This window comes from Pseudomonas sp. MCal1 (genome assembly GCF_026341415.1).
Classification (GTDB): domain Bacteria; phylum Pseudomonadota; class Gammaproteobacteria; order Pseudomonadales; family Pseudomonadaceae; genus Aquipseudomonas.
In genome coordinates this window covers 70,035-93,904 of sequence record NZ_JAKUMP010000002.1, presented here as the reverse complement: position 1 = coordinate 93,904, position 23,870 = coordinate 70,035, and the positions used below count along the sequence as shown (strand labels likewise).

Sequence of the window (23,870 nt, the reverse complement as noted above, 5' to 3'; positions counted from 1 at the left end):
AAAAGCGCCTGATTGAAAACCGGACCGGCAATGCGTTGCCGGTTCATTAGCCAAAGGCTGTGAAAAAACCATGTCCGACCGTTTCGAACTCTTCCTCACTTGCCCCAAAGGCCTTGAAGGCCTGCTCATCGAGGAAGCCGTCGGGCTTGGCCTTGAAGAGGCCCGCGAACACACCTCCGCCGTGCGTGGCATGGCGACCATGGAAACCGCTTATCGTCTGTGCCTCTGGTCGCGTCTGGCCAACCGGGTGCTGCTGGTGCTCAAGCGTTTCCCGATGAAAAACGCCGAAGACCTGTACCACGGCGTACTCGACCTCGACTGGCAGGATCACATGCTGGCCGACGGCACCCTGGCCGTGGAATTCAGCGGCCACGGTTCAGGCATCGACAACACTCACTTCGGCGCCCTGAAGGTCAAGGACGCCATCGTCGACAAACTGCGCACCCCGCAGGGCGACCGACCAAGCATCGACAAGCTCAACCCGGACCTGCGCATTCACCTGCGTCTGGATCGCGGCGAAGCGATTCTGTCCCTCGACCTTTCCGGCCACAGCCTGCACCAGCGCGGCTACCGCTTGCAGCAGGGCGCTGCGCCGCTGAAGGAAAACCTCGCGGCCGCGATCCTGATCCGTTCCGGCTGGCCGCGCATTGCCGCCGAAGGTGGCGCGCTGGCTGACCCGATGTGCGGTGTCGGCACGTTCCTGGTCGAAGCCGGCATGATCGCCGCCGATATGGCGCCGAACCTGCGTCGCGAGCAATGGGGCTTCACCGCCTGGCTCGGTCACGTACCGGCGCTGTGGAAAAAGCTCCACGAAGAAGCCGTCGAGCGCGCCGCCGCCGGTCTGGCCAAACCACCGCTGTGGATCCGTGGTTATGAAGCCGACCCACGGCTGATTCAGCCAGGCCGCAACAACGTCGAGCGCGCCGGCCTGAGCGAGTGGATCAAGATCTATCAGGGCGAAGTCGCGACCTTCGAACCGCGTCCGGACCAGAACCAGAAAGGTCTGGTCATCTGCAACCCGCCGTACGGTGAGCGTCTGGGTGATGAAGCCAGCCTGTTGTACCTCTACCAGAACCTTGGCGAGCGTCTGCGTCAGGCCTGCCTGAACTGGGAGGCGGCGGTGTTCACCGGCGCACCGGACCTTGGCAAGCGCATGGGCATCCGCAGCCACAAACAGTATTCGTTCTGGAACGGCGCACTGCCGTGCAAGCTGCTGTTGATCAAAGTCCTGCCGGATCAGTTCGTCACCGGCGAGCGCCGTACTCCGGAGCAACGCCAGGCCGAGCGCGAGCAAGCCGCTTACGACCAGACGCCGAACGAGCCGCAAGAGCGCAAGTTCAACAAGAACGGCAATCCGATCAAACCGACGCCGGCCCCCGCGCCAGTGATCGAGCAGCCGCGCCTGAGCGAAGGCGGGCAGATGTTTGCCAATCGCCTGCAAAAGAACCTCAAGGCGTTGGGCAAGTGGGTCAAGCGCGAAGGCATCGATTGCTACCGCGTCTACGATGCGGACATGCCGGAATACGCGATGGCCATCGACCTGTACCACGACTGGGTGCACGTTCAGGAGTACGCCGCGCCGAAGTCGATCGACCCGGAAAAGGCCTCGATCCGCATGTTCGATGCGTTGGCGGCCATCCCTCAGGCGCTGAACATCGACAAGAGCCGCGTGGTGGTCAAGCGCCGCGAGCGTCAGAGCGGCACCAGGCAGTACGAGCGTCAGGCGGCCCAGGGCAAGTTCAATGAAGTGACCGAGGGCGGCGTGAAGTTGCTGGTCAACCTCACCGATTACCTCGACACCGGACTGTTCCTCGATCACCGGCCGATGCGCATGCGGATCCAGAAAGAGGCCGCCGGCAAGCGCTTCCTCAACCTGTTCTGCTACACCGCGACCGCCAGCGTACACGCGGCCAAGGGCGGCGCGCGCAGCACCACCAGCGTCGACCTGTCGAAAACCTACCTCGACTGGGCGCGTCGCAACCTGTCGCTCAACGGCTTCTCCGACAAGAACCGTCTGGAGCAGGGCGATGTGATGGCGTGGCTGGAAAACTGCCGCGAAGAGTACGACCTGATCTTCATCGATCCGCCGACCTTCTCCAACTCCAAGCGCATGGAAGGCATCTTCGACGTACAGCGTGACCAGGTGCAGTTGATCGACCTGGCCATGGCGCGCCTGGCAGCGGGCGGGGTGTTGTACTTCTCCAACAACTTCCGCAAGTTCCAGCTCGAGGACAACCTGGCCGAGCGTTACGCGGTCGAGGAAATCACCGCCAGCACCATCGACCCGGATTTCGCCCGCAACGGCAAGATCCATCGCGCCTGGAAAATCACGGCTCGTTGACACTCTGCAAAATTGGATCCACAGAGCCTTGATTTTTAAAGGCTCTTGGATCCGTCCAGAGCTAGCCAAATTAGTGGCTAATAGCTATAACTCACACACGGCCGATGGGGTTTTTCCCGCAGATGCTGACGTAGTGAGTGGCTTTTATGTCGTTGCACCCCGTGCGCCCGAAGATATTGGGTTTTATCAGCGAAGAAGTCTCGGCCTGGCTGGTCGCGCTGCTGGTATTGCTCGCCGGCGGGATTCTCACGGGGCTGCTCGCCTGGGGCACCCTCAATCAGTTTCACAGCCAGTTGCGCCAACGCTTTCAGCTACTGGCCAACGAGCGCTACAGCCGCATCGAAGAACGCTTTCAGGATCAGGAGCAACGCCTCGATGGCCTGCGACGGTTCTTCGCCAACTCCGAATCGGTGTCCCGCGCCGAATTCGACGGCTACACCCGACCTTTATTACTGCGCACCCAGGCCTATTCGTTCGCCTTGCGGGTGAGCGGCGCCGAGCGTGCAGCGTTCGAGAAACAGGTGCGAGACGAGGGCCTGACCACCTTCAGCGTGCGCGAACTCAATGCACGCGGCGAACTGCAACTGGCCGCGGCTCGCGATGAATACGTCGTGGTGGTGTACAGCCAGACCCAGAGTCGGCTCGGCTCGCCGCTGGGGTATGACTTGCTGGCGCAACCGTTGCGCCGATCGACCCTTGAACGGGCTGACCAGCTCCACGGTCTGGCGGTGTCGCAGCCGATGCATCTGGTGTCTATCGAGCCGGCTTATGCACGCGGCGTCCTGCTGGTCGCGCCAGTGGTTCGTCAGGGCGAAAACGTCTCTTTCGGTTATGTGATGGCAGTGATCAGCATGCGTCAACTGCTGGCGGACGGCTTGCCGGACGCACTCAATGACTATCTGTCAGTGCGCATTCTCGATCTGTCCAACAGCGATCAACATGAAGTGTTGTTCGAGTCGACCAATGAACCGGCGCCAAGCGATCTGTCCGCCACCCGGCTGGTGCGCATGGCCGATCACGACTATCAGGTGGATATTCTTCCCAGCGAAGCGTTCATGCAGGCCAACCATTCGTCGGTTGGCAGCGTGGTGGTGCTGGGCGGATTGCTCAGTCTCCTGCTGAGCGCGCTGCTTTATGTGCTGGTCAGTCAGCGCCAGCGCGCGTTGCGCATGGTCGAGTTGCGCACTCAGGAACTGCATGAGCGTGAACAGGAACTGCGCGGCACTCACGGCCAGCTGCGCGGGGTGCTGAACGCGGCAACCCAGGTTGCAATCATCGCCACCGATCTGCGCGGCGTGATCAACACCTTCAACCCCGGCGCCGAGCAGATGCTCGGTTATCACAGCAACGAAGTGGTCGGCCACATGACCCTGGAAAACCTGCACTTTCCCCGGGAACTGGTGGCTCGTGCGGCGGAGCTCAGCACCCGTTATGGCAAGGTCATTCCGACCTGTCAGGCGATGCTGGTGGAGGGCGGCGAAGTCGGCGGGCACGAAGCGCGGGAGTGGACGCTGGTACGCAAGGATGGCAGCCACCTGCCGGTGAACATGCTTGCCACACCGGTGCTGGACGAGCAGGGGCTGTGGGTCGGACACCTGGCGATCTGCATCGACATCACCGAGCGCAAGCGCGTGCACGAAGCGCTGGCCGCACGGGACGTGCTGTTGAAGAAGCTCAGCGCCCACGTTCCCGGCGGGATCTATCAATTCAAAATGGAGTTCGACGGGCGCTTCAGTGTGATCTACGCCAGCGACGGGATTCGCGAAATCTACGAGCTGGAGCCGGACGTGCTGCTGCTCAACGCCGAAGCGATCTTCACCCGCATCCATCCGCAGGACGTCAGTCGTGTGCGCAAGTCGATCCGCGCCTCGGCGGACAACCTCAGTCCGTGGCGCGAGGAATACCGCGTGCAGTTGCCCGAACGCGGCCTGCGCTGGGTTCGTGGCGAGGCGACCCCGGAGGAACTGCCGGGCGGCGGCGTGCTGTGGCACGGTTACATTTCCGACATCTCCGATCTGAAGCGCGTCGAAGAAGAGTTGCGTGCATTGTCGGTGACCGACGCTCTGACCGGGATTCACAACCGGCGCTATTTCCAGGAGCGCCTGACCACCGAAATGGCGCGTGTAGAGCGTGGCGGTGGTGAGTTGTCGGTGATCATGCTCGACATCGACCACTTCAAACGGATCAACGATCAGTACGGTCATGCGGTGGGCGACCGCGTGTTGCAGGCGGTCTGCGAGCGCATCGGCCATCGTCTGCGGCGTACCGACGTGTTCTGCCGGTTGGGCGGCGAGGAGTTCATGGTGCTGTGCCCGGACATCGACGGTGATCACGCCCTCATGCTGGCCGAAGAGTTATGGCACAGCCTGCGCAGTGCGCCGATCGACGTGGTGGGGGTGGTGACGGCCAGTTTCGGGATTGCCAGCTGGCGACCGGGAGAGGGCGCGGACGCGCTGTTGCTACGGGCGGATTCCGGGGTGTACGCGGCGAAGCAGGGCGGACGGGATCGGGTCGAGCGGCAGATGAACTGAGCCCCTCTGCCACCTGATCGTTCCCACGCTCTGCGTGGGAATGCCTCCGGGGACGCTCCGCGTCCAGTGACGCAGAGCGTCACGGGCTGTATTCCCACGCGGAGCGTGGGAACAATCAGGTTTTTTGGGGGGGGGCGGCAGTTTCGGCTGTGATGATTGTTCCCACGCAGAGCGTGGGAGCAATCATTTACAGGGTTACAAAACCGAAGCGGTCTGCGGCGTCCGCGGCTGTTTATACAGATCCAGCAGCACCTGATCCAGCACCGACGAGGCGCCGAACGGGGCCTTGTCGTTGAGGATCGCCACCACCGCCCAGGTGTTGCCGTTGACGTCGCGGCTGAAGCCGGCAATCGCCCGTACGGTGTTCAGGGTACCGGTCTTGACGTGGGCTTCGCCGCGCATCGCGGTGGTCTTCAGGCGTTTGCGCATGGTGCCGTCGGTGCCGGCAATCGGCAGCGAGCTGATGTATTCGGCAGCATATGGGCTGTGCCAGGCCGCTTGCAGCATGTTGGCCATTTCCCGGGCGCTGACTCGCTCGGAACGCGACAGACCGGAGCCGTTCTCCATCACCAGGTGCGGCGCGGTGATGCCTTTCTTCGCCAGCCACTGACGGACCACGCGTTGCGCAGCCTTGGCGTCATCGCCATCGGCGTCGTTGCGGAATCTCTGGCCCAGGCTCAGGAACAGTTGCTGAGCCATGGTGTTGTTACTGTATTTGTTGATGTCGCGGATGATTTCCGCCAGATCCGGCGAGAACGCCCGGGCCAGCACTTTGGCGCTGCTCGGGGTCGGGGCCAGACGATCCTTGCCCTGGATGCTGCCGCCCAGTTCCTTCCAGATCGCCCGCACGGCGCCGGCGGTGTAGGTTGCGTGGTCGAGCAGCGACAGATAAGTCTGCGAGCTGCAGCCTTCGCCCAATTGGCCGGCCACGGTCACTGTCACGCTGCCATCGGCCTGCGGCACCGGGTTGTAGCGCACGCCGCCGGTGCATTGTTTGGAATTGAGTGCCTTGACGGTGTTTTGGATATTGATGCTGGCAATCGGCGGCTCGACCGAGATCAACACCCGGCCATTGTCATTGCGGGCCACGAAACGCAGGGCCTTGAGGTTGACCAGCAGCGAATCCGGCTTGACCAGAAACGGCTTGTTCTCGTCGTTGCCGTCATCGTTGAATTCCGGCAGTTGCGGCTGCACAAAGAAGCTGCGATCCAGTACCAGATCACCGGTGACCTGAGTCACGCCGTTGGCGCGCAGGTCGCGCATCAGCAGCCAGAGTTTTTCCATGTTCAGTTTCGGATCGCCACCACCCTTGAGGTAGAGGTTGCCGTTGAGAATCCCGCCGTTAAGGTCGCCGTCGGTGTAGAACTCGGTTTTCCACTGGTGGTTGGGGCCGAGCATTTCCAGCGCCGCGTAAGTGGTGACCAGCTTCATGGTCGAGGCCGGGTTGACCGACACGTCGGCGTTGTACACGGTCGGCGTGCCCGGACCGTCCAGCGGCACCATCACCAGCGACAGGGCAGTGGGCTGCAGCTTGCTGGCCTTGAGGGCTTTTTCGACGTTGGGGGTCAGGGCGGTGTTGATGGTGGCAGCGGAGACGGGCAGGGCCAAGGGGAGAAGAAGGCCGGCCAGGAGCAGAGGACGCAACGATTTGATCATATGAAATAAAACCCTACAGCCGAGGGGAAAAAAGACGAGGACATGGATGAAAAGGCCCTCAGTGGTCATGAAAGTGTCGGCATTATGCCCCAAGGTGTAACAGCTTGTGCCTTTCGCAAGGGCGTCAATTCGTTATTTTTTTACAGGCGGTCGTACGCACGTCCCGGATAGGCGGGCAATCGCCGCCTTAAACTGGTAAAGTGCCGGCCGTTATTACTTAAGAGGATTGTTCCAATGGCGACTAACCGTTCCCAGCGTCTGCGCAAAAAACTGTGCGTCGATGAATTTCAAGAGCTGGGTTTCGAACTGAACCTGGACTTCAAAGAAGATCTGTCCGAAGAAGCCATTGATGCTTTCCTCGAAGCCTTCATCAAAGAAGCCATGGACGCCAATGGTCTGGGCTATGTCGGCGGCGAAGGCTTCGGTCTGGTTTGCCTGCAGAAGCGTGGTTCGGTTTCCGAAGAGCAGCGCGCTGCCGTGGAAGCCTGGCTGAAAACCCGCACCGAGCTGACCAAGACTGAAATCAGCCCGCTGCTGGACGTCTGGTATCCGGAAAAGCCGATCAACAAGGCTTGATTCCGAAATGAAGAACGGCGACCCGAAGGTCGCCGTTTTTTTATGCCTTTCGCCAGTTGAGGATCAGCAAGGTCAACACCCCCGCGACAATCCCCCAGAAGGCCGAACCGATGGAAAACAGCGTCAGCCCCGACGCCGTGACCATGAAGGTGATCAGCGCCGCTTCCCGCTCCTTCACTTCGGTCATGGCGATGCTCAAGCCGTTGATGATCGAGCCGAACAGGGCCAAAGCGGCAATCGACAGCACCAGCTCCTTGGGCAGTGCGGCAAACAGTGCCGCCAATGTGGCGCCGAACACCCCGGCAATCCCGTAGAAAATCCCGCACCACACGGCTGCCGTGTAGCGTTTGTTGCGATCCTCATGGGCATGCGGCCCGGTGCAGATCGCCGCGCTAATCGCTGCGAGGTTGATGCCGTGGGAACCGAACGGCGCCAGCAACAGCGACGCGATGCCGGTGGCGGTGATCAGCGGCGAGGCCGGAACGTTGTAGCCATCGGCCCGCAATACGGCGATGCCGGGCATGTTTTGCGAGGTCATCGCTACCACAAACAGCGGGATGCCGATGCTGATGGTCGCGGCCAGGGAAAAATGCGGCGTGGTCCAGACCGGTGTCGCCACCTCCAGGTGAAAACCGCTGAAGTCCAGCAACCCCATGACGCCCGACAGCGCGGTGCCGATCAGCAGCGCAGCGAGCACCGCATAACGGGGCGACAGGCGTTTGACGATCAGATAAGTGAAGAACATCCCCAGCACCAGGCCGGTGCGGTGCTGCGCGGCGACGAAGATTTCGCTGCCGATCTTGAACAGAATCCCTGCCAGCAGCGCCGCGGCGAGGGAGGCCGGGATCTTTTTCACCAGCCGTTCGAAGCTGCCGGTCAAGCCGCAAATGGTCACCAGCACCGCGCAGGTGATATAGGCGCCAATCGCTTCGCCATAGGTCACGCCGCCAAGGCTGGTGATCAACAGCGCCGCGCCGGGCGTCGACCAGGCGATGGTGATCGGCGTGCGATAACGCAGCGACAGGCCGATCGAACACACCGCCATGCCGATGGAGATCGCCCAGATCCACGAAGAAATCTGCCCGCTGGTCAGGCCCGCCGCTTGCCCTGCCTGGAACATCAGCACCAGCGAACTGGTGTAGCCGGTCATCATCGCGATGAACCCGGCGACGATGGCGGAGGGCGAAGTGTCCGCCAGCGGGCGCAGTCGGGTGTGGGTAATTTCGTTCATGACAGCGGTATTCCTTGTACCAATGAAGATATTTGCTGCTATGCGAAACCCTTGTGGGAGCGAGCTTGCTCGCGATGACGGCGGAACAGTCGACATTGGAGTTGAATGTCCAACCGCTATCGCGAGCAAGCTCGCTCCCACAGGGATCGCGGATTCTGCGATCAAGCCTAAACTCAAACGTAACGAAGCGTTGCAATACAGCCAAAGCCACAAACAGCCGTACAGTCGTGTTGCCACCTTCCATTGTGTACAATCGCGCTGTTTTTTACGCGATACTTGCCAGCGACCCACTGTGCCGTATTACAGTCACGGTCAATTCGCCGCCGTTCTTCCCGACTCGAGTGCCCATGAACGAACAGTTGCAACCCCTCAAGAAACAACCGCGAGCAGGCAAAGCCGGCCGCAGCGGAACCCAGGACGACATCGTCTATGCGCATATCTTCGAGGCCATCCTCGAACAGCGCCTGGCGCCCGGCACAAAGTTGAGCGAAGAAGCGCTGGGGGAAATTTTCGGGGTCAGCCGCACCATCATTCGCCGCGCGCTCTCGCGTCTGGCCCATGAAGGCGTGGTGCTGTTGCGGCCGAACCGTGGCGCGGTCGTCGCCAGCCCGAGCGTTGAAGAGGCGCGTCAGGTGTTTCTCGCCCGGCGTCTGGTGGAGCGCGCGATCACCGAGCTGGCCGTGCAACACGCCACCGCCGAGCAGATCGCCGAATTGCGCCAGATGGTCAACGACGAGCGCGACAGCTTCTCCCGTGGCGATCGCGGCGCCGGCATCCGTCTCTCGGGTGAATTCCACCTGAAACTGGCCGAGGCAGCGAAGAATGCGCCGTTGATCAGTTTCCAGCGCAGCCTGGTTTCGCAAACGTCGCTGATCATCGCCCAATATGAAAGCGGCAACCGTTCGCACTGTTCCTACGACGAGCACACCCAGTTGATCGACGCCATCGAAGCGCGCAACGGCGAGCTGGCAGTGGACCTGATGATGCATCACATGGATCACATCGACAGCAAGCTCAACCTCGACGAAGAAAGCGCTTCGGACGATCTGCATGCAGTGTTCTCGCACCTGTTGCAGACCAAGAAGCCGGGGCGGCCGGCGGTCAAGCTCTGAGGCGAATCGACAGGCAATAAAAATCCCCCGGACTGCAAAGTGCCGGGGGATTTTTTTGCTCTCCTGATCGTTCCCACGTCGAGGCGTCGAACCGTCCGCGTGGGAATTCAGCCCGTGACGCTCCGCGTCACTGGACGCGGAGCGTCCCCAGAGGCATTCCCACGCAGAGCGTGGGAACAATCGAGCAATCAGTTAGCGCTGGTGCACCAGCGCGCCCGCCGCGTAGGTCTGAGCTATGGTGCGGTCATCGCCCAGGGTCATCAGCACGAACAGCGTTTCAGCAATGTTGTTGGCCTGCTTCAAGCGATAGCTCATCAGCGGCGTGGCGTTGTAGTCCAGCACCAGGAAGTCGGCGTCGGAGCCCGGTTGCAGGTTGCCGATCTTGTCTTCCAGACGCAGGGCCCGCGCGCCACCGAGGGTGGCGAGGTACAGCGACTTGAACGGGCTCAGGCGTGCGCCTTGCAACTGCATCACCTTGTAGGCTTCGTTCAGGGTTTGCAGCAACGAAAAACTGGTGCCGCCGCCGACGTCAGTCCCGAGCCCGACGTTCAGTTTGTGCTTCTCGGCCATCGGCAGGTTGAACAGGCCGCTGCCGAGGAAGAAGTTCGAGGTCGGGCAGAACGCGACCGCCGAACCGGTCTGCGCCAGGCGTGCGCATTCGTCGTCGCACAGATGCACGCCGTGGGCGAACACCGAGCGCTCGCCGAGCAATTGGTAGTGATCGTAGACGTCCAGATAGCCCTTGCGCTCCGGAAACAGCTCCTTGACCCACTCGACTTCCTTGAGGTTTTCGCTGATGTGGGTCTGCATGTACAGATCCGGGTATTCGCTGAGCAACTGACCGGCGAGCGTCAGCTGTTCCGGGGTGCTGGTCGGGGCGAATCGCGGGGTGACGGCATAGTGCAGACGGCCCTTGCCGTGCCAGCGCTCGATCAGCGCCTTGCTGTCGACGTAGCTCGATTCCGGGGTGTCGGTCAGGTAGTCCGGCGCGTTGCGGTCCATCATCACCTTGCCGGCGATCATCCGCAGATCCAGCTTCTCTGCCGCTTCGAAGAACGAGTTCACCGATTGCGGATGCACGCTGCCGAACACCAGCGCGGTGGTGGTGCCGTTGCGCAGCAGTTCCTTGATGAAGATGTCCGCCACTTCATCGGCGTGGGCCTTGTCGGCGAACTGGCTTTCGCAAGGGAAGGTGTAGGTGTTCAGCCAGTCCAGCAGTTGCTCGCCATAGGCGCCGACCATGCCGGTCTGCGGCAGGTGGATGTGGGTGTCGATGAAGCCCGGGGTGATCAGCGCATCCTTGTGATGCGTGATCTCGATGTCCGCCGGCAGGGTCGGCAGCAGTTCGCTGGCGTGGCCGAGGGCGCTGATCTTGCCGCCATCGACCACCAGCAGGCCATCCTCGAAATACTCGTAGGAGGCTTCGATGCCGACCTCGGCAGGGTCGGCGATGCTGTGCAGGATGGCGGCGCGGTAGGCTTTGCGAGTCAGAGGCATGAGGGTTCTCTAATCAGTTTGAGGCTTTGAGTGTGGCGGCCTGACTGCGCCGGGAAACCGGCAGCAGTTTGGCAATCGGTTCGGCACTGGCGGTGTGCTGGCCGAAATTGGCGTTATAGGTGGCGATGATTTCGCCGGCGATGGAGATGGCGATTTCTACAGGCAACTTGCCTTTGACTTCACCGATGCCCATCGGGCAGCGCATGCGTTGCAGGACGCTGGCGTCGAAACCACGGTCACGCAGGCGATGTTCGAACTTGGCCCGTTTGGTTTTCGAGCCGATCAGGCCGAACCAGGTGAAATCGTTGCGCTTGAGGATCGCTGCGGTGAGTTCCAGATCCAACTGATGGTTGTGGGTCATGACGATGCAGTAGCTGCCGGCGGGCAGGTCGTCGATTTCATCCACAGGCTCTTCGGCGACGATTTTGCGCACGCCGTGGGGAATCTGCTCGGGGAATTCCTCCTCCCGGGAGTCGATCCAGCGCACCCGGCAGGGCAGGCTGGCGAGCAAGGGCACCAGTGCGCGACCGACATGACCGGCGCCGAACACGGCGATCTGCGCCTGCACCTGGCCCATCGGTTCGAACAGCAGCACCGTCGCGCCGCCGCAGCACTGGCCCAGACTGGCGCCGAGGCTGAAGCGCTCCAGATGGGTGTCCTGCTTGCCGCTGGCGAGCATCTCGCGAGCGATCTGCATGGCTTTGTATTCCAGGTGCCCGCCACCGATGGTGTCGAACATCTGGCGGGCGCTGACGACCATTTTCGAGCCGGCATTGCGCGGCGTCGAGCCGAGCTCTTCGATGATCGTCACCAGAACACAGGGTTCGCCCTGGTTCTGCAGGTCGGCGAGGGCGTCGATCCAGTTGTACATATCTCACCTCTCAGATCGTTCCCACGTCGAGGCGTCGAACCGTCGCGTGGGAATGCATCACTGGACGCTCCGCGTCCGCTGTTCAGGATGCGACGCAGAGCGTCGCGGGCTGCATTCCCACGCAGGCGTGGGAACGATCATCAAACAACCTCGGTTTCAGCTTCGACGGCCTTCACCGCCTTGAGCTGGCGCATCTGCTCGCAACCCCACAACACCCGCTCCGGGGTCGCCGGCGCGTCGATCTTCGGTTGATGCTTGTAGTCGCCGAGGCTGGCCACCGCATCCTTGATCGCGCACCACGCGGCGATGCCGAGCATGAACGGCGGCTCACCCACTGCCTTGGAGTGGAACACCGTGTCTTCCGGGTTCTTGCGGTTTTCCACCAGTTTCACCCGCAGGTCCAGCGGCATGTCCGCCACGGCCGGGATCTTGTAGCTGGCCGGGCCGTTGGTCATCAGCTTGCCCTTGTTGTTCCACACCAGTTCTTCCATGGTCAGCCAGCCCATGCCCTGGACAAAGCCGCCCTCGACCTGGCCGATGTCGATGGCCGGGTTCAGCGAGGCGCCGACGTCGTGGAGGATGTCGGTGCGCAGCATCTTGTACTCGCCGGTCAGGGTGTCGACGATCACTTCGCAGCACGCCGCGCCGAAGGCGAAGTAGTAGAACGGCCGACCACGGGCCTGGCTGCGGTCGTAGTAGATTTTCGGGGTCTTGTAGAACCCGGTGCTCGACAGCGACACCTGATTGAAATACGCCAGCTGAATCAACGCTTCGAAGGTCATGATGTGGTCGCGCACACGGACGTGGCCGTTGTGGAATTCCACGTCTTCTTCGCTGACCTTGTAGTGCCGCGCCGCAAATTCAACGAGGCGTTGCTTGATGATTTCCGCCGCGTTCTGTGCGGCTTTACCGTTCAGGTCAGCACCGCTGGAGGCCGCCGTAGGCGAGGTGTTCGGCACCTTGTCGGTGTTGGTCGCGGTGATCTGCACGCGATCCATTTCCACCTGGAACACTTCGGCCACGACCTGCGCGACTTTGGTGTTCAGGCCCTGGCCCATTTCCGTGCCGCCGTGGTTCAGGTGGATGCTGCCGTCGGTATAGACGTGCACCAGCGCACCCGCCTGGTTGAGGAAGCTGGCGGTGAAGGAAATGCCGAACTTCACCGGGGTCAGCGCCAGGCCTTTTTTCAGGATCGGGCTATTGGCGTTGTAGCGACGGATCGCTTCGCGGCGTTCGGCATACTGGCTGCTTTCTTCCAGCTCGGCGGTCATCTCTTCGAGCATGTTGTGCTCGACAGTCTGGTAGTAGTGGGTGACGTTGCGCTCGGTCTTGCCGTAGTAGTTGGCCTTGCGCACGGCCAGCGGATCGAGGTTGAGGTGACGGGCGATGGCGTCCATCACTTCTTCGATCGCGACCATCCCTTGCGGGCCGCCGAAACCCCGATACGCGGTGTTCGACGCGGTGTTGGTCTTGCAGCGGTGACCGTTGATGGTCGCATCGCCGAGGTAGTACGAGTTGTCCGAGTGGAACATCGCACGGTCAACGATCGAGGCCGACAGGTCAGGCGAGCAGCCGCAGTTGCCGGCCAGATCCATCGCGATCCCGTGCAGGCGCCCGTTGCTGTCGAAGCCCACGTCGTACTCGACATAGAACGGGTGACGCTTGCCGGTCATCAGCATGTCTTCGACCCGAGGCAGGCGCATCTTGGTCGGCTGGCCGGTGAGGTGCGCGATCACTGCGCACAGGCATGCCGGGCTTGCGGCCTGGGTTTCCTTGCCGCCGAAACCACCGCCCATGCGGCGCATGTCGACCACGATCTTGTTCATCGACACGTCGAGGACTTCGGCCACCAGTTTCTGCACTTCGGTGGGGTTCTGGGTCGAGCAGTAGACGATCATGCCGCCGTCTTCGGTCGGCATTACCGAGGAAATCTGCGTCTCCAGATAAAAGTGTTCCTGACCGCCGATGTGCAGCGTGCCTTGGATGCGGTGCTCGGCCGTGGCCAAGGCGTTGGCCGAATCCCCGCGCTGGTGGGTGTGGCTGTCGAGTACGAAGTGGCGTTTGCGCAGGGCTTCGACCACGTCCAGCACCGGCTCCAGATCTTCGTATTCGATGATCGCGGCCATCGCGGCCTTGCGAGCGGTTTCGAGGTCTTTGGCGGCCACCGCCAGTACCGGTTGACCGACGAACTGCACGTCATCGATGGCCAGCAGCGGATCGCCCGGCATCAACGGGCCGATGTCTTTCAGGCCCGGAACGTCTTCGTGAGTGATGGCGATGCGCACACCTTCGAAGGCGTAGCAGGGTTTGGTGTCGATGCTGATGATTTTTGCGTGGGCGCGATCCGACAACCGTGCGTAAACGTGCAACTGGTTAGGGAATTCCAGGCGGTCATCGATGTACTGCGCTTCACCGGACACATGCTTGGCGGCGCTGTCGTGCTTGACGCTGCGGCCGACGCCGGTGGTCAGGTCCCTGGCGAACAGTTCAGCCAGTTCAGCTTGTGTTTTCTCTACGCCGTGATGGTTAGACATAAGCGGTCACCCGAGTCTCGATGTGCGGTGTTTGCAGTTCGATGAAGTATTTGCGCAGCAGGTTCTGCGCGCTGAGCAGGCGGTATTCCTTGCTGGCGCGGAAGTCCGAGAGCGGAGTGAAATCCTCGCCCAGCGCAGTGCAGGCACGTTCGACCACCGCGTTGTTGAACGGCTGGCCGAGCAGCACGGCTTCACAATGAGCGGCGCGTTTCGGGATCGCGGCCATGCCGCCGAAGGCGACGCGGGCGTCGGTGATCACGCCGTTTTCGACGCGCAGGTTGAACGCGGCGCAGACGGCGGAGATGTCATCGTCCAGACGCTTGGAGACTTTGTAGGCGCGGAAACGCTGCTCGGCCGTGGCGCGAGGCACGATGATTTTCTCGATGAATTCGCTTTCCTGGCGCGCGGTGACCCGGTAATCGATGAAGTAATCCTCGAGCGCCAGCGTGCGGCGCGTCTCGCCCTTGCACAACACGATCTGCGCGCCGAGGGCGATCAGCAGGGGCGGCGAGTCACCAATGGGCGAGGCGTTGCCGATGTTGCCGCCGAGGGTGCCCTGGTTGCGGATCTGCAGGGAGGCGAAGCGGTGCAGCAGCTCGCCGAAGTCCGGGTACTCGGCGTTCAACACTTCGTAGCAGTCGGAGAGGGCGGTGGCGGCGCCGATTTCGATGCGATCCTCGAAGTGCTCGATGCGCTTCATTTCGGCGACGTTGCCCACGTAGATCATCACCGGCAGGGTGCGGTGGAACTGCGTGACTTCCAGCGCCAGGTCGGTGCCGCCGGCCAACAGGCGGGCCTGTGGATAAGCATCGTAGAGGTCGGCCAGATCGGCCACGGTCAGCGGCACCAGGCAGCGTTTGTCGCCGCTGTTGAGTTCGCCGATCGATGTCGGGGCAATGGCTTTGAGGCGGGCAATGGTTTGCGCCTCACCGGCGTCGAACTGGTCAGGCTGCTTGCCGCAGCAGGATTGCTCGGCGGCGGCCAGGATCGGCCGGTAGCCGGTGCAGCGGCAGAGATTGCCGGCCAGCGCTTCGTGGGCCTTGGCATGGTCCGGCGCATCGCTGTTCTTTTGCAGGGCGAACAACGACATCACGAAACCGGGGGTGCAGAAACCGCACTGCGAACCGTGGCACTCGACCATGGCTTTCTGCACGCTGTGCAGTTCGCCCTTGTGCTTGAGGTCTTCGACGCTGATGAGTTGTTTGCCGTGCAGCGACGAAACGAACGTCAGGCACGAGTTGAGGCTGCGATAGCGAATGCGCTCGCGGCCATCGTCATCCGTCTGCAACTCGCCGACCACCACCGTACAGGCGCCGCAGTCACCGCTGGCGCAGCCTTCTTTGGTGCCGGGTTTACCCACGTGTTCGCGCAGGTAGTTGAGCACAGTCAGGTTCGGGTCCAGGGCGTGCTCGCTACGGAGTTCCTGGTTAAGTAAAAACTGGATCACGGAAGGCCTCGCAGACTCATTATTGTTGTTGAGCGACTTGAGCCGAATTTAGCAGGTCTGACTTTTCGGTCAATGGTTTTCTGACTTAAAGGTCAGGAAAAACCGTTTTGTCGCTCAACCACGTGTCTCTTCAGTATTGACCCTTATGGGATCAAGCGCTTTTTTGCGGGATTCGTGCCAAAAACCGCTGTGCGGGCACTCCGCCATGACCGCGCATTGCGCTACACTGCGCCGCTTGTGCAGATCGAAGAGTTTGAAGGACAACCATGACGTTCAAGGCGCCGGACAGCCTCGCCGAGCAAATCGCTCACCACCTCGCCGAACGGATCATTCGCGGCGAAATGAAGCCGGGAGAGCGCATCCAGGAACAGAAGGTCACGCTGGCGCTGAACGTCAGCCGCGGCTCGGTCCGCGAAGCCTTGCTGATCCTCGAGCGCCGTCACCTGATCGCGATCCTGCCGCGCCGCGGCGCCCACGTCACTGAGCTTACGGCGCACAAGGTGCAGAGCCTGTGCACGTTGATGAGCGAGCTGTACATCCTGCTCGGCAACGCGGTGGCCAATGGCTGGCAAGTCCAGTCCGACATGGCGCCGTTCGTGCAGATCCAGCAGCGCCTGACCGCCAGCTACGAGCGTCAGGACATTCGCACCTTCGTCGACGAAAGCTTCAACGTGATGCGCGCCGCGTATCCGTTCGCCAACAACCCGTACCTGCAGGAAACCGTCGAGAACCTGCAACCGGCCATGAGCCGTGCGTATTTCCTTGCGCTGGAGCAGCGCAAGGCCGAGATGAGCGAATTCCTCGAACTGTTCGAACGCTTGCTCGCCGCCGTCCTCGCCCGTGACCTGCCGCAGATCCGCATCGTGCTGACGGCTTACGCCCAGCGCAGCTGCGATCTGGTGGTGGCCGCCCTGACGGTTGCCTGACCTTGCGGCTCAAGTGCATCAAACTGGCGGGGTTCAAATCCTTCGTCGATCCGACCACGGTGAACTTCCCCAGCAACATGGCGGCGGTCGTCGGGCCGAACGGTTGCGGCAAATCGAACATCATCGACGCCGTGCGCTGGGTAATGGGCGAAAGCTCGGCCAAGAATCTGCGCGGCGAGTCGATGACCGACGTCATCTTCAACGGCTCGACCAGCCGCAAACCGGTGAGCCAGGCGAGCATCGAACTGGTATTCGACAACTCCGACGGCACCCTGCTGGGCGAGTGGGCGGCGTACGCGGAAATTTCGATCCGCCGCAAAGTGACCCGCGACAGCCAGACCACTTATTACTTGAACGGCGCCAAATGCCGTCGCCGCGACATCACCGACATCTTCCTCGGCACCGGCCTCGGCCCGCGCAGCTACTCGATCATCGAGCAGGGGATGATCTCCAAGCTGATCGAGTCCAAGCCCGAAGACCTGCGCAACTTCATCGAAGAAGCCGCTGGTATTTCCAAATACAAGGAGCGCCGGCGCGAGACCGAGAACCGCATCCGCCGCACCCACGAAAACCTTGCCCGCCTGACCGACCTGCGTGAAGAACTCGAACGCCAGCTCGAACGCCTTCACCGTCAGGCCGAGGCCGCCAAGAAGTATCAGGAATACAAGGCCGAAGAGCGCCAGCTCAAGGCGCAACTGTCGGCCCTGCGCTGGCAGGATCTGAACGATCAGGTCGGCCAGCGCGAATCGATCATCGGCAACCAGGAGATCAGCTTCGAAGCGCTGGTCGCCGAGCAGCGCAACGCCGACGCGGCCATTGAACGCCTGCGCGACGGTCACCATGACCTGTCCGAGCGCTTCAATCTGGTGCAGGGGCGCTTCTATTCGGTCGGCGGCGACATCGCCCGGGTCGAGCAGAGCATCCAGCACGGCCAGCAGCGTTTGCGCCAATTGCAGGACGATCTGAAAGAGGCAGAGCGCGCGCGCCTGGAAACCGAATCGCACCTGGGCCACGACCGTACCTTGCTGCTGACCCTCGGCGAAGAGCTCGATCAACTGACCCCCGAGCAGGAAATCACCAACGCCGCCGCCGAAGAGGCCGCCGCGGCGCTGGAAGATTCCGAAACCGTCATGCACGGCTGGCAGGAGCAGTGGGACGCCTTCAACCTGACCGCCGCCGAACCCCGCCGTCAGGCCGAAGTGCAGCAGTCGCGCATCCAGCAGTTGGAAACCAGTCTGGAGCGTCTGGCCGATCGGCAAAAACGTCTGGGCGAAGAGCGGGCGTTGCTCTCGGCCGATCCGGAAGACGCGGCGATCATGGAGCTCAGCGAACAGCTCGCGGAGTCCGAAGCCACCCTTGAAGATTTGCAGACCAGCGAAGCAGCCCAGGTCGAAAAACTTGAGCAACTGCGCCAGGAGTTGCAGCAGGCGCTGACCGCGCAGCAGCAGGCGCAGGGCGATTTGCAGCGTCTCAACGGTCGCCTGGCATCGCTGGAAGCCTTGCAGCAGGCCGCGCTCGATCCGGGCACGGGCACCGCTGAATGGCTGAAGGAACACAACCTTGCCGAGCGTCCGCGTCTGGCCGAAGGCCTGAAGGTCGAGGCCGGTTGGGAGCTGGCGGTGGAGACCGTGCTCGGTGCCGACCTGCAAGCGGTGCTGGTGGACGATTTCGACGGCTTCGATCTGTCCGGTTTCGCCCAGGGTGATCTGCGTTTGCTCAGCCCCGGCAATGACGGCGTGCGCGTGGCCGGCAGCCTGCTGGACAAGGTCGAGGCACTGGTTGATCTGTCGCCCTGGCTCGCTCAGGTCAAACCGGTCGACAGTCTTGAGCAGGCGCTGGCCCTGCGCGGCCAGCTGGCTGCCGGGCAGAGCCTGATCAGCCGCGACGGTTACTGGGTCGGCCGGCATTTCCTGCGGGTGCGCCGCGCCAGCGAAGCCGAAAGCGGCATGCTTGCGCGTGGCCAGGAAATCGAAACGCTGCATGCGGAGCGCGAAGAGCGCGAAGCCACGGTCGAGGCCATGGAAACCCGTTTACAGACTCTGCGCGCGCAACAGCGTCAGCAGGAAAACGGTCGCGAGCATTTGCGTCGTTTGCTGCAAGACGAGGCCCGTCAGCAAGGCGAGCTGAAAGCTCAACTGTCCGCCGGCAAAGCCAAGGCCGAGCAGTTGAATCTGCGTCGCACCCGACTCGACGAAGAACTGGTCGAGCTCGCCGAACAGCGCGAACTGGAACACGAAAACATCGGCGAAGCGCGGATCCAGCTGCAGGACGCCCTCGACGCCATGGCCCTGGACACCGAACAGCGCGAATTGCTGCTGGCCCAGCGAGACAGCCTGCGCGAGCGGCTGGATCGGGTGCGTCAGGAAGCGCGCCAGCACAAGGATCACGCCCATCAATTGGCCGTGCGTCTGGGCTCGCTGCGCGCGCAGCATGATTCGACCCGCCAGGCCCTTGAACGTCTGGAAATGCAGGCCGAGCGCCTCACCGAAAAACGCGAACAGCTCAGCCTGAATCTGGAGGAGGGCGAGGCGCCGCTGGAAGAGTTGCGCCTCAAACTCGAAGAGTTGCTCGACAAGCGCATGAGCGTCGACGATGAACTCAAGACCGCCCAGATCGCGCTGGAAGACGCCGACCGCGAACTGCGCGACGCGGAAAAACGCCGGACCCAGGCCGAGCAGCAATCGCAAATGATCCGTGGCCAGCTCGAACAGCAACGCATGGAATGGCAGGCCCTGACCGTGCGCCGCAAGGCTCTGCAGGATCAACTGCTGGAAGACGGCTACGATCTGCACGGCGTGCTCAACACCCTGACCGCCGAGGCCAGCGAGAAGGGCGCCGAAGAAGAACTCGAGCGCATCGCCGCGCGCATTCAGCGCCTGGGCGCGATCAACCTCGCGGCGATCGACGAATACCAGCAACAATCCGAGCGTAAACGTTATCTGGATGCTCAGGACGCCGATCTGGTCGAAGCCCTTGAGACGCTGGAAAACGTCATCCGCAAGATCGACAAGGAAACCCGTAACCGTTTCAAAGATACCTTTGATCAGATCAATGGCGGTTTACAGGCGCTTTTCCCGAAAGTTTTCGGTGGTGGACGCGCGTATTTGGAACTGACGGGCGAAGATCTACTCGATACAGGGGTGACGATCATGGCGCAACCGCCCGGCAAGAAGAACAGCACCATCCATTTGCTCTCCGGTGGCGAGAAAGCCCTGACGGCACTGGCACTGGTTTTTGCGATCTTCAAGTTGAATCCGGCGCCGTTCTGCATGCTCGATGAAGTTGACGCACCGCTGGATGACGCTAACGTTGGACGCTACGCACGATTGGTCAAGGAGATGTCGCAGACTGTGCAGTTCATCTATATCACCCACAACAAGATCGCCATGGAAATGGCTGACCAGTTGATGGGCGTGACGATGCACGAGCCGGGTTGTTCGCGACTGGTAGCCGTGGATGTCGAGGAGGCGATGGCGATGGTGGATGCCTGAGCCGGCGCTGTCGGAAAAGGTATTTGTAGTCCGTAGGACTTATTTACCGGTTTCGAATGGCTGGCCAATCGACATAATCGCGCAAGCCAATGAGACAGACGGTGTAAAGTTGTCTTTGGTCGTGCTAGTTTAATGTCAATTTTTCGTATACGTGGGCAAAACGCCTGTCAGAACATAGAGTTGGCGCCACGTTTTAAAGCGGTTTGCACAGTGTAAACCCCTTATTTTTCAGCATTTTTTATAGAGGCACGGGATTACATGGAAATCGGTCTGCGCGAGTGGCTGATCGTCATCGGCATCATTGTGATAGCCGGTATTCTTTTCGATGGCTGGCGCCGTATGCGCGGCGGCAAGGGAAAACTGAAATTCCGTCTTGACCGAAGTCTGTCCAACCTGCCGGACGAGGACACCAGCGCCGAGCTGTTGGGCCCGGCCCGTGTGCTGGACACCCATAAAGAGCCGCAACTGGACGAACACGATCTGCCATCGGTGAGCATGCCGGCCCGCGAAGCACGCGAGCCTCGCGAATCCGGTTCCAAGCGCGGCAAGCGTGGCAGCAACGGTCCGGCCCAGGGCGACCTGAACCTCGATCTGGATCTGGACGGCGGTCCGAGCTTCAGCAGCCGCGACGATGATTTCGTCGAGCCTGCCGCCAAGTCGTCGCCGGCAGTGGCCGATAAAGATCAGCCGCAAGCCGAAGAAGTGCTGGTGATCAGCGTGATCTGCCGCGACCCGGCCGGCTTCAAGGGCCCGGCACTGCTGCAGAACATTCTGGAAAGCGGTCTGCGTTTCGGCGAGATGGATATCTTCCACCGTCACGAAAGCATGGCCGGCAACGGCGAAGTGCTGTTCTCCATGGCCAACGCGGTCAAGCCGGGCATCTTCGATCTGGACGACATCGACCACTTCAGCACCCCGGCGGTGAGCTTCTTCCTCGGCCTGCCAGGCCCGCGTCATCCGAAGCAGGCCTTCGACGTGATGGTGGCGGCAGCCCGCAAGCTGTCCCAGGAACTGAACGGCGAGTTGAAAGATGACCAGCGCAGCGTCCTGACCGCGCAGACCATCGAGCACTACCGTCAGCGCATCGTCGAATTCGAACGCCGCGCCCTGACCCAGAAGCGTTGATTGAAAAGGTTGCCTCGCAATAAAGGGGCAATCGGCAAAATAGATTGAGCAGCCTCGGCTGCTCTTTTGCTTTATGAGAGAACACCCATGACTGCCGCCAAAGACCGCATTCTAGAGCTGCGCGCTGAACTCGATCAGCACAACTACCGTTACCACGTCCTCGATGAGCCGAGCATTCCGGATGCCGAGTACGACCGGTTGTTCCACGAGCTCAAGGCGCTGGAAGCGGCCAATCCGGAACTGATCACCAGCGACTCGCCTACCCAACGTGTCGGTAGCGTGGCCCTGACCGCGTTCACCCAGGTGCGTCATGAGGTGCCGATGCTCAGCCTCGGCAACGCCTTCGAAGAAACCGACATGCGCGAGTTCGACCGCCGGGTGACCGAAGGTCTGGATCTGCCGGCCGGTGACCTGTTCGGCGGTGGCGCGGCGGTGGAATACAGTTGCGAACCGAAACTCGATGGCCTGGCGGTCAGCCTGCTGTATCAGGACGGTGTGCTGGTGCGTGGCGCCACACGCGGCGACGGCACCACCGGTGAAGACATCAGCGTCAACGTGCGCACCGTGCGCAACATCCCGCTGAAGCTGCACGGCACGGGCTGGCCGGCGACCCTGGAAGTGCGCGGCGAAGTGTTCATGTCCAAGGCCGGTTTCGAGCGCCTCAACGCCTCGCAACTGGAAATCGGCGGCAAGACCTTCGCCAACCCGCGCAACGCCGCCGCCGGCAGCCTGCGTCAGCTGGATTCGAAGATCACCGCCAACCGTCCGCTGGAATTCTGCTGCTACGGCATCGGCCAGGTCTCTCACGATATTTCCGACACTCACATCGGCAACCTCAAGCAGCTGCAAGCCTGGGGTCTGCCGATCAGCCATGAATTGAAACTGGCCAAAGGCATCGGCGAATGCCTGGATTACTACCGCGATATCGGCGAGCGCCGTAATTCGCTGGCTTACGAAATCGACGGTGTGGTGTTCAAGGTCAACAGCATTGCCGACCAGCGCGAACTGGGCTTCCGCGCCCGCGAACCGCGCTGGGCCATCGCCCACAAATTCCCGGCCATGGAAGAGCTCACCGAACTGCTCGACGTGGAATTCCAGGTCGGCCGCACCGGCGCCGTCACGCCTGTGGCGCGCTTGAAACCGGTCAAGGTCGCAGGTGTGACCGTGGCCAATGCAACGCTGCACAACATGGACGAAGTCGCCCGGCTGGGCCTGATGATCGGCGACACGGTGATCATTCGCCGCGCCGGTGATGTGATTCCGCAAGTGGTGCAAGTCGTTGCCGAGCGTCGCCCGGAAGACGCGCGGCCGGTGCAGATTCCCGAGAACTGTCCGGTGTGTGGCTCGCACGTCGAGCGCACGCAACTGGTCAAGCGCAGCAAGGGCAAGGAAACCATCAGTGAGGGCGCGGTGTATCGTTGCGTCGGCCGACTGGCCTGCGGTGCGCAACTCAAGCAGGCGATCATTCACTTCGTATCGCGCCGGGCGATGGACATCGAAGGCCTTGGCGACAAGAGTGTCGAGCAACTGGTGGACGAAGGTCTGGTCAGTTCGCCGGCTGATCTTTACGCGCTGAAGTTCGAGGACATCGTCGACCTCGAAGGCTTCGCCGAAGTGTCGAGCAACAAGTTGCTGGCTGCCATCGAAGACAGCAAGAAGCCGGGGCTGGCGCGCTTCATCTATGCGCTGGGCATTCCGGATGTCGGCGAGGAGACGGCCAAAGTGCTGGCGCGTTCGCTGGGATCGCTGGAGCGTGTCCAGCAAGCCTTGCCGCAAGTGCTGACGTACCTGCCGGACATCGGCCTGGAAGTGGCGCACGAGATTCACAGCTTCTTCGAGGATGCGCACAACCGGCAGGTGATCAGCGAACTGCTGGGCCACGGTTTGCAGATTCAGGACCAGGGCGAGTTGGGTGCCGAGTTTGCCGCGAGTACCACGCTGGGCGGCTTCCTCGACAAGCTGCACATTCCTTCGGTGGGCCCGGGCGGGGCGCAGAAACTGGCGGACAAGTTCGAATCGCTGGAAGGGGTGATGAACGCTGACTGGCTGGACATGCGTCAGGCATTGCCGGAGAAACAGGCCAACTCGGTTCGCGGGTTCTTCGCCTTGCCCGAGCATCGTCAACTGGCTGAAGACGCCGAGAAGCAACTGCGCGATTTCGGCATGCACTGGCAGAGCGAAAAGAAAGTCGTCGAAGGCCTGCCGCTGGCCGGCGAAACCTGGGTGCTGACCGGCAAGGTCGAGCTGATGAGTCGCGATGTCGCCAAGGAACACCTGGAAAGCCTCGGCGCCAAGGTTGCGGGTTCCGTGTCGGCCAAGACTCATTGCGTGGTGGCCGGACCGGGCGCCGGGTCGAAACTGACCAAGGCCAACGAGCTGGGCGTGAAAGTGATGGATGAAGAGGCGTTTATCGGGTTCCTGAAAGGGCACGGTATCAGTGCCTGATTGATCGACAGATGCGCTCCGCGTGGGAATACCGCCCGGACGCTCCGCGTCCGCTGTGACGCAGAGCGTCACGGTATGCATTCCCAC

General features: G+C 61.8%; 14 protein-coding genes. 8 read left to right on the top strand and 6 right to left on the bottom strand.

The window, feature by feature from the left end:
* Nucleotides 1-70 precede the first annotated feature (70 nt).
* Both rlmKL and MKZ87_RS03585 read left to right on the top strand, forming a co-directional pair.
* On the top strand, nucleotides 71-2,341 hold the full coding sequence (gene rlmKL / locus MKZ87_RS03590; protein ID WP_085700236.1) for a bifunctional 23S rRNA (guanine(2069)-N(7))-methyltransferase RlmK/23S rRNA (guanine(2445)-N(2))-methyltransferase RlmL: 2,271 nt from the start codon (nucleotides 71-73) through the stop codon (nucleotides 2,339-2,341).
* A 146-nt stretch (nucleotides 2,342-2,487) separates the two neighbouring features.
* A complete protein-coding gene (locus MKZ87_RS03585; protein ID WP_085703543.1) occupies nucleotides 2,488-4,872 on the top strand; it encodes a diguanylate cyclase in 2,385 nt (794 codons plus the stop codon).
* Nucleotides 4,873-5,067: 195 nt separating this feature from the next.
* Here MKZ87_RS03585 and dacB read toward each other — a convergent pair whose 3' ends face one another.
* On the bottom strand, nucleotides 5,068-6,528 hold the full coding sequence (dacB, locus tag MKZ87_RS03580) for a D-alanyl-D-alanine carboxypeptidase/D-alanyl-D-alanine-endopeptidase (RefSeq protein WP_085700234.1): 1,461 nt from the start codon (nucleotides 6,526-6,528) through the stop codon (nucleotides 5,068-5,070).
* Nucleotides 6,529-6,762: 234 nt separating this feature from the next.
* Here dacB and MKZ87_RS03575 point away from each other — a divergent pair, with 234 nt between their 5' ends.
* Entirely contained in the window at nucleotides 6,763-7,104 is a 342-nt protein-coding gene (locus MKZ87_RS03575; RefSeq protein ID WP_085700233.1) for a YggL family protein, read from the top strand.
* A 40-nt stretch (nucleotides 7,105-7,144) separates the two neighbouring features.
* On the opposite strand, the gene MKZ87_RS03570 is transcribed toward MKZ87_RS03575, so the two are convergent.
* On the bottom strand, nucleotides 7,145-8,335 hold the full coding sequence (locus tag MKZ87_RS03570) for a benzoate/H(+) symporter BenE family transporter (protein ID WP_085700232.1): 1,191 nt from the start codon (nucleotides 8,333-8,335) through the stop codon (nucleotides 7,145-7,147).
* Between the two features lie 347 nt (nucleotides 8,336-8,682).
* On the opposite strand from MKZ87_RS03570, the gene MKZ87_RS03565 reads away from it, so the two are divergent.
* Nucleotides 8,683-9,447, top strand: coding sequence for a GntR family transcriptional regulator (locus tag MKZ87_RS03565; RefSeq protein WP_007952027.1), 765 nt, complete (start codon nucleotides 8,683-8,685; stop codon nucleotides 9,445-9,447).
* 192 nt (nucleotides 9,448-9,639) lie between these two features.
* On the opposite strand, the gene guaD is transcribed toward MKZ87_RS03565, so the two are convergent.
* From guaD to xdhA, 4 genes are all read right to left on the bottom strand, one after another.
* Nucleotides 9,640-10,944 (bottom strand): guanine deaminase, encoded by a 1,305-nt coding sequence (gene guaD, locus MKZ87_RS03560; RefSeq protein ID WP_085700231.1) that lies wholly within the window; start codon nucleotides 10,942-10,944, stop codon nucleotides 9,640-9,642.
* A gap of 13 nt (nucleotides 10,945-10,957) precedes the next feature.
* Nucleotides 10,958-11,815, bottom strand: coding sequence for a xanthine dehydrogenase accessory protein XdhC (gene xdhC / locus MKZ87_RS03555; protein WP_085703542.1), 858 nt, complete (start codon nucleotides 11,813-11,815; stop codon nucleotides 10,958-10,960).
* Nucleotides 11,816-11,955: 140 nt separating this feature from the next.
* Nucleotides 11,956-14,349 carry a xanthine dehydrogenase molybdopterin binding subunit gene (gene xdhB, locus MKZ87_RS03550; protein WP_085700230.1) on the bottom strand — a complete coding sequence of 798 codons (2,394 nt, stop codon included), beginning with the start codon at nucleotides 14,347-14,349 and terminating at the stop codon, nucleotides 11,956-11,958.
* Nucleotides 14,342-15,796, bottom strand: coding sequence for a xanthine dehydrogenase small subunit (gene xdhA, locus MKZ87_RS03545; protein ID WP_085703541.1), 1,455 nt, complete (start codon nucleotides 15,794-15,796; stop codon nucleotides 14,342-14,344). Before xdhA ends, xdhB begins: the two co-directional genes overlap by 8 nt.
* Nucleotides 15,797-16,062: 266 nt before the next feature.
* Here xdhA and MKZ87_RS03540 point away from each other — a divergent pair, with 266 nt between their 5' ends.
* The 4 genes from MKZ87_RS03540 (at nucleotide 16,063) to ligA (ending at nucleotide 23,783) form a co-directional block, all read left to right on the top strand.
* Entirely contained in the window at nucleotides 16,063-16,722 is a 660-nt protein-coding gene (locus MKZ87_RS03540; RefSeq protein WP_085700228.1) for a GntR family transcriptional regulator, read from the top strand.
* Between the two features lie 2 nt (nucleotides 16,723-16,724).
* On the top strand, nucleotides 16,725-20,213 hold the full coding sequence (gene smc, locus MKZ87_RS03535) for a chromosome segregation protein SMC (RefSeq protein ID WP_085700227.1): 3,489 nt from the start codon (nucleotides 16,725-16,727) through the stop codon (nucleotides 20,211-20,213).
* Between the two features lie 258 nt (nucleotides 20,214-20,471).
* A complete protein-coding gene (gene zipA / locus MKZ87_RS03530) occupies nucleotides 20,472-21,338 on the top strand; it encodes a cell division protein ZipA (protein ID WP_064378762.1) in 867 nt (288 codons plus the stop codon).
* An 87-nt stretch (nucleotides 21,339-21,425) separates the two neighbouring features.
* Nucleotides 21,426-23,783 (top strand): NAD-dependent DNA ligase LigA, encoded by a 2,358-nt coding sequence (gene ligA, locus MKZ87_RS03525; protein ID WP_085703540.1) that lies wholly within the window; start codon nucleotides 21,426-21,428, stop codon nucleotides 23,781-23,783.
* Nucleotides 23,784-23,870: the final 87 nt, after the last annotated feature.